Origin of the sequence: Pseudomonas mosselii (genome assembly GCF_019823065.1) — a bacterium.
GTDB lineage: Bacteria > Pseudomonadota > Gammaproteobacteria > Pseudomonadales > Pseudomonadaceae > Aquipseudomonas > Aquipseudomonas mosselii.
The window spans coordinates 3384571-3396959 of record NZ_CP081966.1; the positions used below are offsets into that span (position 1 = coordinate 3384571).

Here is a 12389-nt window from a genome sequence, read left to right on the forward strand (position 1 = left end):
GCTAGCGAATCTGGTGCTTGTGCAACAGCCGATAGAACGTTGGCCTGGAAACGCCCAACACCTTGGCCGCGATGCTCAGGTTGTCGCTGTGCCGGTTCAGCACATCGCACAGCGCCTGTCGCTCAGCCCGATGCTTGTAGTCCTCCAGCGTGCCCAGCGGCTGGTCCTGCTCCTGCAGCTCCTGCAGGCCCAGGTCCTGCGCCTCGATCTGCCGGCCCTCGGCCAGCACCAGGCCGCGGCGCACCCGGTTGGCCAGCTCACGAACATTGCCGGGCCAATCGTGGCGCCCCATGGCCGCCAAGGCGCCCTCGCTGAACGAGCGCGGCCGGCGCCCCGTCTCGGCGCTGTAGAACTGGGAAAAATGGCTCGCCAGCATCGACAGGTCGCCATGCCGGTCACGTAGCGGCGCGGTCACCACCTGCAGGACATTGAGCCGGTAGTACAGGTCCTCGCGAAAGCGTGCCAGCGCAATGGCCTTCTCCAAGTCCACATGCGTCGCCGCCAATACCCTGACGTCCACCGCGATGGGCTGATTGCCCCCTACCCGCTCGATGTGCTTCTCCTGTAGAAATCGCAGGAGATTGGCCTGCAACTCCAACGGCAGGTCACCGATCTCATCAAGGAACAGGGTGCCACCATTGGCCGCCTCGATACGCCCCACCTTGCGCTGGTGCGCCCCGGTGAACGCGCCTTTTTCATGGCCGAACAACTCGGACTGGATCAGGTGCTCGGGGATGGCGCCGCAGTTGATGGCGATGAACGGTTTGTCGCGCCGTTGCGATTGTCGATGCAAGGTACGCGCCACCAACTCCTTACCCGTGCCGCTTTCACCCCGGATCAACACCGGCGATTCGGTCGGCGCCAGCTTGCCCAGCAACTTGCGCAGCTCACGGATCGGACGGCTCTCTCCAAGCAGTTCGTGTTCGGGCTCGTCCACCCGCACCGTGCCCTTGCCGCGCAGCCGCGCCATGCCGAAGGCGCGGCCCAGGGTAACCTGCACTCGCGAGACGTCGAACGGCAGGGTGTGGAAATCGAAAAACCACTCGCAGACGAAATCGCCGACATTCTGCAGGCGCAATTCTTCGGCGCTGAGCACGGCGATCCATTCGGTGTTGCTGCGCTTGATCAGGTCCTTGACCGCCTCGGGGTGCAGCAGGTGCGAGGCTTGCAGTCGTACCAGGCCCACATCGCAGGGCTGCTCCATCGCAGCCTCGAGCGTGCAACTTCGCACATCCCAGCCGACGCTGCGCAGGCCCGGCAAGAGGCGGTGGCAATCATCGCAGGGGTCGACGATCAGCAAGCGGCGCAGGGATGCGGTATCGAGCATGACCTTTCCTTGGCGCCAGATTTTGGTTTTTTATCTATAAACAGTCAGTTGCGACGCCCGAATTAACAGTAGCAATGAACTTGACGCTCCCCACTACCGTTGGTCAGCCCGGTAAGAACTGCGCATGCCACGCCGGGAATTTTCCAACTCGATTACCGTCATAGGCGCGATGGACAGGTAGGGAAACATCGCCGATTTAAAAAATTTTCAACGGTCATGTGACTTGAACCCTGACCTGGAGCATCAGTACGAATAACCCCGCGCTGTACACTTTTGTGGAATAACACCGCGGCACTTTATTTCGCTGTTTGGGACCATGAGAGAGACCGAACCATGAACGCCCCGCTCCGTGTCAACGAAGCACTGCTGATCGCCGACCACGCCTTCGAACCCTTCCAGTGCGTAGCCTGGGATGCCCCTAACGGTACTGGTGAACTGAGCCTGGCAGTGATCGACCGGACCAGCACCCGTATCGGCAGCAAGCAAGTGTCCTCGCGCGTCTATTCCGACCCCGCGCAATGGGCCAGCCTGATCGAGGAAGTGCGCGCCGAACTGTCCGGCAAAGGTTACGACCTGCAACCCTGGTCGATGCCGAAGTAAAAGAGCACGGTACTGCAAGTGCGTGGCCACCACGCACTTGTGCAAGTTTCCCCACATTCGGGGATAACTTGGTCAATTGCGACATCCTGTCGCAGTTACATCCTTATTTGATCACCGCGAACTGCTCGATATGCCGATAGTCGGCCTGCAGTTGTTCGGCAAGTTGGCGTGCCCGGCCAATGCGCACCGCCGCTGTTTCCATATCCACCAGCAATGTGCTGCAAGGTAGCGGTTGCAACGCCGCACCCTGTTGCAGGCGGCCATCGGTCAACACCAGGCAGCGCTGGGTTTCATGGGGAAAGCGCTTGCGCCGGGCCAACAACCACTGACGTGCCTCCTCCAGTGCCGCCGGCAACGGTGTACCACCGCCCGCCCCCAGCGCCTGCAACCAGGGCTGTAACGCCGCCGAGGCTTTCAGGCCATGGCGTTGCCATTGCGGTCGGTTGCCACTGGCTGTCAGCAAGGCCAGCCGTGCACGCTGACGGTAGGCCTCATCGAACAACCCGGTCAGCAGCCCCTTGGCCTGGGCCAGTGCCTGATTGCGCCGGGTCGACGCCGAGGCATCGACGATCACCAGCCACAATTCCGGCGCCTGGGCTTGGCGCTGCTGCCAACACAGGTCGCGGCGCTGGCGTGGCCGGCCCTTGAGCAAAGTCGCCAACCAGGCGATACGCCCGCTATCGCTGGTGCGCGGGCGGCCCCGGGAAGACCCCGTCAAATGGCCGACGCGAGGTCTGGCATCCGCCACCCGATCATGGCGCGAGCGGATGCTCAGGGCTTTTTTGCCCAGTTCGGCACCTCGCGCCGAGCCCCCGTGGCCACCGGCTGGGCAGGCAATGCCCCCCAGTCGCCCTGACCGCCCGGCGCCTCCTGCGCACTCGCCTGCCCGCCAGCCGACGTGGCCTGGGGTGGCGGCGCCTCGGTGCGGCGCCGATGACGCAGGGCAAACTCGGCAACCGCCTGCACATCCGCCTCCTCGATCACCGTGTTACCCCGCCAGGCGGCATGGGCCCGCGCTGCGCGCAACCAGACCAGGTCGGCGCGCAGGCCGTCCACGCCAGCGGCGAAGCAGCGTTCGGTAATCCAGGCCAGGGCCTGGTCGTCCAGGGCGATCGATGCCAAGCGCTCACGCGCCGACCGACAGCGCTCGCGCAACGCCGCCTGCTGCTCGGCCCACAGTTCGCAGAACGCCTGCGAATCGCTGTCGAAGGCCAGCCGGCGCCGAATGATCTGCTGACGCGCCTGCGGCGCTGGCAAACCTTCCAGGGCCACGTTGAGGCCAAAACGGTCGAGCAACTGCGGACGCAGCTCGCCCTCCTCCGGGTTCATGGTGCCGATCAGCACGAAGCGGGCGGCATGCCGATGGGAAATGCCGTCGCGCTCGATGCGGTTGGTGCCGCTGGCGGCCACATCCAGCAGCAGGTCCACCAGGGGATCGGGCAACAGGTTGACTTCATCGACGTACAACACCCCACCGTCAGCATGGGCCAGCACGCCCGGCGAGAACCGTGCCTGGCCCTGGCCGAGGGCGGCATCCAGGTCGAGGGTGCCAACCAGGCGCTCCTCGGTGGCTCCCAGCGGCAGGGTCACGAACGGACCGTCGCCAAGCAGATCGGCCAAGCCCCGGGCCAGGGTGCTCTTGGCCATGCCACGCGGGCCTTCGATCAGCACGCCGCCGATCTTCGGGTCGATGGCGGTCAGGCACAGGGCCAGCTTGAGGTCGTCGGCGCCAACCACGGCGGCCAGGGGGAATTGCACGGGTTCACTCATGTTCAGCTGTCTTCCTCGCCGGCGAGCAACTGCTGCTCGAGACTTTCACGATAGTCGCCCGGCTCCTGCCACAACCCGCGCTGCTGGGCTTCCAGCAGGCGTTCGGTGAGGTCGCGCAGGGCTTCGGGGTTGTGCTCGCGCATGAAATCGCGGGTGGTCGGGTCGAGCACATAGGCATCGGCCAGCCCTTGGTAATGATGATCGTCGATCAGGTGGGTGGTGGCGTCGAAGGCGAACAGGTTGTCGACCGTGGCCGCCAGCTCGAACGCGCCTTTATAGCCGTGACGCTTGGCACCGTCGATCCACTTGGGGTTGAGCGCCCGGGCACGGATCACCCGGTTGAGTTCTTCCTTGAGGGTGCGCACCCGGGGCCGGTCGGCCTGGCTGTGGTCGCCGTGGTAGCTGGCCCGCGAGGTGCCGGCCAGGGTTTCGGCAGCCGCCAGCATGCCGCCTTGAAACTGGTAGTAATCGTTGGAGTCAAGCAGGTCGTGCTCGTGGTTGTCCTGGTTCTGCAGCACCGCCTGGACCTGGGCCAGGCGCTGGACGAACGCGGCGCGGGCCGGGGTGCCTTCGTCAGCGACGCCGTAGGCGTAGCCACCATGGTTGAGGTAGACCTCGGCCAGATCGTCGCGACTGTGCCACAGGCGACCATCGATAGCGTTCTGCACACCCGCCCCGTAGGCGCCAGGTTTGGCACCAAACACCCGCCAACCGGCCTGTCGCGCTGCCTGCTCGGCCTCGACTCCGGCCTCGAGCAGCGCTTGGCGCTCGGCGCGCACCCGCGCGGCCAGTGGATTCTGGTCGTCCGGTTCGTCCAGCGCCGCCACCGCCTGCACGGCGGCGTCGAACAGGCGGATCAGGTTGCCGAAGGCATCGCGGAAAAAACCCGATACCCGCAGCGTCACGTCCACCCGCGGCCGGTCGAGCAGGCTCAGCGGCAGGATCTCGAAGTCATCGACCCGTTGGCTGCCGGTGGCCCACACCGGGCGCACGCCCATCAGCGCCATGGCCTGGGCGATATCGTCGCCGCCGGTGCGCATGGTCGCCGTGCCCCACACCGACAGGCCCAACTGACGCAGGTGATCGCCGTGATCCTGCAGATGGCGCTCAAGGATCAGGTTGGCCGAGGCGAACCCCAGGCGCCAGGCCGTGGCGGTGGGCAGGTTGCGCACATCGACGGTATAGAAGTTGCGCCCGGTGGGCAGCACGTCCAGGCGGCCGCGGCTGGGCGCGCCGCTGGGCCCGGCCGGGACGAAACGCCCGGCCAGGGCCGCCAGCAGGCCATCGATCTCGGCGCCGCCGCAGGCATCGAGGTCGGGCGCGACCTGCTCGATGAGCGTGCGCAGCACCGCGCGCACCGCCTCCCATTGCGCCTCGTCCGGCAGCGCCACCGTGCCCATCTGGGCCTGCTCGATCAATGACAACGCCAGCAACTCCAGGCGCTCGCGAGTATCGCCACAGGTTCGCCAGAGGCTGGCGTCGAGTTGCGTCAGCAGGTCCGGGCGCGGCCCTTCCCAGGCCTGCCCCAGGTCGCAATCCAGCGGATCGAAGCCCAGCGCCAACGCCTTGGCCAGCTCGCGGATCAGGCTGGCGTTACCGCCCCTGCCATCGCCCCGCGCCACCCGCAGCAACGCCAGCAGCGTATCGCTGCGCAAACGCCCCTGCGGCGACTGGCCGAACACGTGCAGGCCGTCGCGGATCTGCGATTCCTTCAGGTCGCACAGGTAGGTGTCCAGCCGCGGCAGCCAGACCGCCGCGTCCTCCATCTGGCCTTCGAGCTGCAGTTCGCGGTCGATATGGTGGGTCTTGACCAGTTCGAGGATGTCACGTTGCAGCTCGCGGGCACGGCGTGGGTCGAGCAACTGCGCCTCGTAGTATTCATCGGCCAGTTGCTCCAGGTGGCGCAGCGGGCCGTAGGTCTCGGCACGGGTCAACGGCGGCATCAGGTGGTCGATGATGACCGCCTGGGTGCGGCGCTTGGCCTGGGCGCCCTCGCCCGGGTCGTTGACGATGAATGGGTAGATGTTGGGCAACGGGCCGAGCAAGGCATCCGGCCAGCACTCGGCGGACAGGCCCACGCCCTTTCCCGGCAGCCATTCCAGGTTGCCATGCTTGCCCACATGGATCACCGCGTCGGCGGCATAGCCGTTGCGCAGCCAGAAGTGGAACGCCAGGTAGCCATGGGGCGGCACCAGGTCCGGGTCGTGGTATACGGCGCTGTGGTCCACCTGGTAGCCCCGCGCCGGCTGGATGCCGACGAAGGTCAGGCCGTAGCGCAGGCCGGCAACCATCATGCGCCCACTGCGGAACATCGGGTCCTGCTCGGGCGGCCCCCAGCGCTCCAGCACGGCGCGTTGGTTGGTCTCGGGCAAGGCGGCAAAGGCGCGCTGGTAATCGGCCAGGGCCAGGCTCTGGGCGCAGGGGCGCTGGTCGAGATGGTCGAGGTCGTTGGTGACCCCGCCGAGCAACTGGTGAATCAGCTCAGTGCCGGTTTCAGGCAGGCCAGCCACTGGGTAACCCTGCGCCTGCAGGGCCTCAAGGATATTGAGCGCCGCGCCCGGCGTGTCCAGGCCGACGCCATTGCCGATGCGCCCGTCGCGGGTCGGGTAGTTGGCCAGCACCAGGGCCACGCACTTTTCCTGGTTGTCCAGGCGCGCCAGGGTCACCCAGCGCCGTGCCAGTTCGGCGACGAAGTCCATGCGTTCGGGGTGGGCCCGGTAGCAGACCACATCGGACTGGCTGCGCTCGCTGCGCCAGGCCAGGTCCTTGAAACTCACCGGCCGGGTGATGATACGCCCGTCCAGTTCCGGCAAGGCGATGTGCATCGCCAGGTCGCGGGCGCCCAGGCCCTGCTCGCTCTGCTCCCAGCCAGGCTGGTTGTCCTGGGCGCAGATCGCCTGCAGCACCGGCACATCGCGGCGCAGCGGACGCAGGTTGGGTTGCTCGGGGCTGGACAGGGCAAAGCCTGTGGTGTTGATCACCACCTCGGCCTGCACCTCGTCGAGCCAGGCCTCGACCTGGTCCAGGCAGGCGCGTTCCTTTAGGCTGGCCACGGCAATGGGCAATGGATTCAGCCCGCAGGCCTGCAGGCGCTGGCAGAACACATCGATGAACGCCGTGTTGGCCGCCTGCAGGTGCGAACGGTAGAACAGCAACGGCGCCACCGGATGCTCCGGATTCCACTCGGCGTACCAGTCCTCTAGGCGCGCCGTGGCCTTGGCCGGGTGATAGACCGCCGTGCGCGGCAAGGGCTGCGGCTCATCCCACGGGTAATCACAACCCAGCCATTGGCTGGCCAGGCAGTTGAACAGGTTAACGGCGTTGGCCTTGCCGCCCTGGCGCAGGAAGTGCCAGAGGCGCTCGGCCTGTTCGCCGCGGACCGTGCCCAGGTCGGTAAGCTCAGGATCGGGGCGGTCGTCGCCGGGCACCAGGATCAGCTCGACCCCACGCTCCGCCAGTTCGACCAGTTGCTCGACACCATAGCGCCAGTAGCCGACGCCGCCATGCAGCGACACCAGGATCACCTTGGCATGGCGCAGCACCTGGTCGACATACACGTCGACCGAGGCATGGTTCTGCACCTGCATCGGGTTGGCCAGGCGCACGCTGGGAAAGTGCGCCGGCAGCTGCTCGGCGGTTTCGGCGAGCAGCGCCAGGTGTGAATCACCGCTGCAGAGGATCACCAGGTCGGCGGGGGTCTGGCCGAGGTCGGCGATGCTGTCGTCCGGCACGAAGCCGCCGGGTTGGGTCCGCAGCAGGTGCATGGATCAGGCGCCCAGGGCCTGGCGCAGGCGCGCTTCCAGCTGTGCGGCGTCCAGCGCCTGGCCGATCAGCACCAGGCGGGTGATCCGTGGTTCATCGCTACGCCAGGCGCGGTCGAAATGCTTGTCGAAGCGGGTGCCCACCCCCTGGATCAGCAGACGCATCGGCTTGCCGGGAATCGCGGCGAAGCCCTTGGCGCGCAGGATGCCGAACTCGGTGACCAGCTGGGTCAGGGCGTCGAGCAGCAGGCTCTCGTCGGACTCGGGCAGATCGATGGAGATCGAGTCGAAGGCGTCGTGGTCATGGTCGTCATGGTCATCGCCGTCGTGATGCGAGTCGTGATGGGTACGGCGACCATCGATATGCACCTCGGACTCGGCGCCCACGCCCAGCAGCACTTCCAGCGGCAGGCGGCCGCTGCTGGCCTCGATCACCTTGACCGCCGGCGGCAGCTCCTCGGCCACCTCGGCACGGACCTTGGCCAGGCCCTCGGCGTCGATCAGGTCGGCCTTGTTCAGCACCACCAGGTCGGCACTGGCCAGCTGGTCGGCGAACAGCTCGTGCAGCGGCGACTCGTGGTCGAGGTTGGGGTCGAGCTTGCGTTGGGCATCGACCTGCTCCGGGTAGGCGGCAAAGGTGCCGGCGGCCACGGCCGGGCTGTCGACCACGGTGATCACCGCGTCGACGGTGCAGGCGTTGCGGATTTCCGGCCATTGAAAGGCCTGTACCAGCGGTTTGGGCAAGGCCAGGCCGCTGGTCTCGATAAGGATGTGGTCGAGGTCGCCGCGACGGGCCACCAGCTCGCGCATCACCGGGAAGAACTCTTCCTGCACGGTGCAGCACAGACAACCGTTGGCCAGCTCATAGACGCGGCCGTTGGCCTCTTCCTCGGTGCAGCCGATGCTGCACTGCTTGAGGATCTCGCCGTCGATGCCCAGCTCGCCGAATTCGTTGACGATCACCGCGATGCGGCGGCCCTGGGCGTTGTCGAGCATATGGCGCAGCAAGGTGGTCTTGCCCGAGCCGAGGAAGCCGGTAACGATGGTGACGGGAAGCTTGGCCAGTGTTTTCATGTCGCGATGCCCTTGGCAGCAATGGCGCGGGCATGCAGGACGACAGCCACGGCCCTGCCGGCCTGGCGCGTTCGCCACCGGATCACCCCGCCCGGTTGAAAGTCGAAAACGTCACGAGGCAGGTCTCCTGGCTCGCACCGCTGCGGCTCGCTGGCCGGTGGGCCGGCGCCTTCCCGCGCGCCTGCGCAGTGGCTGTGCCGAACCCTTCAGTGCTTACAGTTGCGGGGGCAGCCGCGGCTTGTACCGCGTTCCCGTCTTAGCTCGGGCCAACGCCCGAGAACCTCGCAGCGGCAAGGCTACGCAGTGCCTGCCTGGCGGTCAACCGCCATGGCGATTGACGCGGGCCCGGCCCCGTGATTTGCTAGCGCATTGCGTTCAGGTGCCCCCGACGGGGGTGAAACGGGAAACCGGTGCGTCGCGCCTCCATTGCTAAGGAGCCGACAAGGCCGGTGCTGCCCCCGCAACGGTAAGCGAGAGAAGCGTCCGAACCACTGTGCCAACAGTAAGGCATGGGAAGGTGACGCCCCACGGAGTCCTGCTCCACCTCGCCAGCCCGGAGACCGGCCTGACACGTGCTCACAGTACACCCCGCGGTGGGCGGGCGTCGTCGTATCACCTGGGCCAATCGTGCCCGGGGTCGTCGCGCATGTCCGTTGCCACAACAAAAGCAGCAGAGGAACGCGTCATGCCCATCACCAGCGCCAAACACAGTATCGCCACCCCCGTCAGCCTCAGCCAGCGACTGATCGTCGCGGTCGGCGCCAGCCTGCTGGGCCTGTGCCTGGTGTACTTCGCCGGTTTCTCGCACATCGAGGCAGTGCACAACGCTGCCCACGATACCCGCCACAGCGCCGCCTTCCCTTGCCACTGAGTAAACCCGCATGATTACGCGCATCGCCCGTACCGCGGGCTTCAGCGGCCTGCTCGCGGCCCTGCTGCTGACCCTGCTGCAAAGCTTCTGGGTCACCCCACTGATTCTCCAGGCGGAAACCTACGAGTCCGCCGCCCCGGTCGCCGAACACCATGAACACGGCGACGCCACCGCGCCCCACGAGCATGAGCACAGCGCCGAAGCCTGGTCGCCGGAAGACGGCTGGCAGCGCGTGCTGTCCACCACCGGTGGCAACCTGGTGGTCGCCGTCGGTTTCGCCCTGATCCTGGTCGCTCTCTACGGCCTGCGTGAACCGAACCGCGTGGCCACCGGCGCGCTGTGGGGCCTGGCCGGCTTTGCCGTGTTCTGCCTGGCGCCGACCCTGGGCCTGCCACCGGAACTGCCCGGCACCGCCGCCGCCGACCTCGGTCAGCGCCAGACCTGGTGGATCGGCACCGCAGCGGCCACCGCCGCCGGCCTGGCATTGCTGGTGTTCGCCCGCCACTGGCTGTTCAAGGCGCTGGGTGTCGCTCTGCTGGTAATCCCGCACCTGATCGGCGCGCCACAGCCGGCCGTGCATGAAAGCCTGGCGCCGCAAGCCCTCGAGACCCAGTTCAAGATCGCTTCCTGGCTGACCAACGCCGCGTTCTGGCTGGCCCTGGGCCTGCTCAGCGCCTGGCTGTACCGTCGCTCCAGCCAGGCCTGATGCGCGATCTGCCTGCTCAGCCGGCGTTGTACGCCGGCTTTGGCTGTCGCCGCGGCTGCCCGGTCGAGACCCTGGCGGTATTGCTGCGCCAGACCCTCACCCGCAACGCCCTGCCCCTCTCGGCCCTGCGCGGCATTGCCAGCATCGAGCCCAAGGCCCGAGAGCCCGGCCTGCTGGCACTGGCCGAACGCCTGGGGCTGCCGTACATCTGTTTCGATGCCGCGCATTTACTGGCTTTCGAAGCGCAGCTCAGCCAGCGTTCGCCCACGGCGTACGCGCAGACCGGCTGCTGGGGCGTCGCCGAAAGCGCCGCACTGGCCCTGGCCGGCGATAACGGCCGCCTGCACGTGCCGAGGCAGGTCCTCGGCAGCGCTACCCTGGCTCTGGCCATCGGCGGATAATCCGCCACTCTTCTATACAAGGAACCCCCATGACGGTCTATTTCATCGGCGCCGGCCCCGGCGATCCCGAGCTGATCACGGTCAAGGGCCAGCGCCTGATCCGCCAGTGCCCGGTGATCGTCTATGCCGGCTCCCTGGTCCCCGCCGCCGTGCTGGAAGGTCACCAGGCGCACACGGTAATCAACAGCGCCGAACTGCACCTGGAGCAGATCGTCGAGGCGATGCGCCAGGCTCACGCCAACGGCGAGGACGTGGCGCGCGTGCACAGCGGCGACCCCAGCCTTTATGGCGCCATCGGCGAACAGATCCGCCACTTGCGCGAACTGGATATCGACTACCAGATCGTCCCCGGCGTCACCGCCACCGCCGCCAGTGCCGCGCTGCTCGGCTGCGAGCTGACCTTGCCCGATGTGGCGCAGACCGTGATCCTCACCCGCTTTGGCGACCGTTCGCCAATGCCGGCCGGTGAGCAACTGGCCGACCTGGCCCGCCACGGCAGTACCCTGGCCATCCATCTGGGGGTGCGCCACCTGGCCCGCATCGTCCAGGAGCTGCTGCCACACTATGGCGTCGACTGCCCGATAGCGGTGGTCCATCGCGCCACCTGGCCGGACCAGGACTGGGTCAAGGGCACGCTGGCCGATATCTGCGAGCGCGTTGCCGCCAAGGATTTTCGGCGTACCGCGCTGATCCTGGTCGGTCATGTGCTGGGAGACGCGCCATTCGCCGACTCGGCCCTGTATCGCGCTGGTCACGCCCACCTTTACCGTCCAGGCACGTGAAGCGATTGCCGACCGGGGCGCGGCGTAGCACACTGGGTTTTCCAACTGGAAGGAAACCAAGACCATGCTCGAATTGCGCCCCAACTGCGAATGCTGCGACGCCGACCTGCCGGCCGAAAGCCCAGATGCGCTGATCTGCTCGTTCGAGTGCACCTTCTGCCGAGCCTGCAACGACCGGCACTTCCACCACCGCTGCCCGAACTGCGGCGGCCAGCTGGTTGCCCGCCCCTCCCGCGCCGGCAAGGTGCTGGACAACAATCCCGCCTCGACACAGCGTGTGCACAAGCCGCACGCGCCCTGCGCCTGAACCTCGTTTGTAGGACTTTTCTACAGGTTTGTGCAGGTTTTTCAACACACCTATACTCGCCTATTACCAAGGCTCCTGAATATCCGTAAGGTGCGCGCTGCCCAGCAAGTCCGCTGCTCAGCGCCTTTGATCATAGGCTGGAAGCGGGCTGCACTTTGACAGGAGCTACCTGAATGACATCCGTGCTGTTGGTCGATGACCACCACATTGTTCGACTCGCCGTACGCATGCTGCTCGAACGCGAACGCTTCACCGTCGTGGGGGAAACCGGTAAAGGCAAGGAGGCTGCTCGCCTGGCCGAGCAGACCAAGGCGGACGTGGTCATCCTCGACATCGGCCTGCCGGACCTCGACGGCATGGAGGTGATCAAGCGGCTCAAGCTGATCGACCCACCGCCCCGGATCATGGCCCTCACCGGCCAGCCCGCCGACCTCTACGTGCGGCGCTGCATGGACGCTGGCATCTCGGCCTTCGTCAACAAGGACGAAGACCTCGATGCCCTGGTCTTCGCCCTCAAGGCACTGGTCAAGGGTTACTCGACCTTCCCGCAGATGGCGGTCAACAGCAACACCCTGGAAAGCGAGACCGAGCGCCTGGCACTGCTGTCCAACCGGGAAATGGAAGTGCTGCGCCGGCTCAGCGCCGGCCAGAGCAACAAGCTGATCGGCGAGCAGATGAACCTCAGCGCCAAGACCATCAGCACCTACCGCGGCCGGATCATGGAGAAGCTCAAGGTCGAGTCGCTGGTCGAAATGGTGGACCTCGCCAAACGCAACAACGTGGCCTGAAC

The 12389-nt window shown here is 66.5% G+C and carries 12 protein-coding genes and 2 riboswitches; of the genes, 7 read left to right on the top strand and 5 right to left on the bottom strand.

Annotation, left to right across the window (positions count from 1 at the left end; translation table 11 throughout):
• Nucleotide 1 precedes the first annotated feature (1 nt).
• The gene (locus tag K5H97_RS15675; RefSeq protein WP_028690803.1) at nucleotides 2-1327 is read right to left on the bottom strand and encodes a sigma-54 dependent transcriptional regulator; all 1326 of its coding nucleotides are present in this window, start codon (nucleotides 1325-1327) and stop codon (nucleotides 2-4) included.
• Between the two features lie 333 nt (nucleotides 1328-1660).
• On the opposite strand from K5H97_RS15675, the gene K5H97_RS15680 reads away from it, so the two are divergent.
• On the top strand, nucleotides 1661-1927 hold the full coding sequence (locus tag K5H97_RS15680) for a hypothetical protein (protein ID WP_028690802.1): 267 nt from the start codon (nucleotides 1661-1663) through the stop codon (nucleotides 1925-1927).
• Between the two features lie 103 nt (nucleotides 1928-2030).
• On the opposite strand, the gene K5H97_RS15685 is transcribed toward K5H97_RS15680, so the two are convergent.
• The 4 genes from K5H97_RS15685 to cobW all read right to left on the bottom strand — a co-directional run bounded on the left by K5H97_RS15685 (nucleotide 2031) and on the right by cobW (nucleotide 8532).
• Nucleotides 2031-2597 carry a vWA domain-containing protein gene (locus K5H97_RS15685; RefSeq protein WP_028690801.1) on the bottom strand — a complete coding sequence of 189 codons (567 nt, stop codon included), beginning with the start codon at nucleotides 2595-2597 and terminating at the stop codon, nucleotides 2031-2033.
• Nucleotides 2598-2698: 101 nt separating this feature from the next.
• Nucleotides 2699-3697 carry an ATP-binding protein gene (locus tag K5H97_RS15690; RefSeq protein ID WP_028690800.1) on the bottom strand — a complete coding sequence of 333 codons (999 nt, stop codon included), beginning with the start codon at nucleotides 3695-3697 and terminating at the stop codon, nucleotides 2699-2701.
• Between the two features lie 2 nt (nucleotides 3698-3699).
• On the bottom strand, nucleotides 3700-7461 hold the full coding sequence (gene cobN / locus K5H97_RS15695; RefSeq protein WP_028690799.1) for a cobaltochelatase subunit CobN: 3762 nt from the start codon (nucleotides 7459-7461) through the stop codon (nucleotides 3700-3702).
• A 3-nt stretch (nucleotides 7462-7464) separates the two neighbouring features.
• On the bottom strand, nucleotides 7465-8532 hold the full coding sequence (gene cobW, locus K5H97_RS15700) for a cobalamin biosynthesis protein CobW (protein ID WP_028690798.1): 1068 nt from the start codon (nucleotides 8530-8532) through the stop codon (nucleotides 7465-7467).
• A 100-nt stretch (nucleotides 8533-8632) separates the two neighbouring features.
• Nucleotides 8633-8832: riboswitch (cobalamin riboswitch) on the bottom strand.
• A 61-nt stretch (nucleotides 8833-8893) separates the two neighbouring features.
• A riboswitch (cobalamin riboswitch) is annotated at nucleotides 8894-9115 on the top strand.
• A gap of 102 nt (nucleotides 9116-9217) precedes the next feature.
• Between cobW and K5H97_RS15705 the strand changes: the two genes are divergently transcribed.
• From K5H97_RS15705 to K5H97_RS15730, 6 genes are all read left to right on the top strand, one after another.
• Nucleotides 9218-9403, top strand: a complete 186-nt coding sequence (locus tag K5H97_RS15705) for a CbtB domain-containing protein (RefSeq protein WP_028690797.1) — start codon at nucleotides 9218-9220, stop codon at nucleotides 9401-9403.
• A 10-nt stretch (nucleotides 9404-9413) separates the two neighbouring features.
• Nucleotides 9414-10109, top strand: coding sequence for a CbtA family protein (locus tag K5H97_RS15710; protein ID WP_028690796.1), 696 nt, complete (start codon nucleotides 9414-9416; stop codon nucleotides 10107-10109).
• Complete coding sequence (locus tag K5H97_RS15715; RefSeq protein WP_028690795.1) at nucleotides 10109-10510, top strand: cobalamin biosynthesis protein; 402 nt, start codon at nucleotides 10109-10111, stop codon at nucleotides 10508-10510. The genes K5H97_RS15710 and K5H97_RS15715 overlap by 1 nt, the downstream gene beginning before the upstream one ends.
• A gap of 29 nt (nucleotides 10511-10539) precedes the next feature.
• Nucleotides 10540-11292 (top strand): precorrin-4 C(11)-methyltransferase, encoded by a 753-nt coding sequence (cobM, locus tag K5H97_RS15720; protein WP_028690794.1) that lies wholly within the window; start codon nucleotides 10540-10542, stop codon nucleotides 11290-11292.
• Between the two features lie 64 nt (nucleotides 11293-11356).
• Nucleotides 11357-11599, top strand: coding sequence for a DUF1272 domain-containing protein (locus K5H97_RS15725; protein WP_028690793.1), 243 nt, complete (start codon nucleotides 11357-11359; stop codon nucleotides 11597-11599).
• A gap of 173 nt (nucleotides 11600-11772) precedes the next feature.
• Nucleotides 11773-12387 (top strand): response regulator transcription factor, encoded by a 615-nt coding sequence (locus tag K5H97_RS15730; RefSeq protein ID WP_028690792.1) that lies wholly within the window; start codon nucleotides 11773-11775, stop codon nucleotides 12385-12387.
• Nucleotides 12388-12389 lie beyond the last annotated feature (2 nt).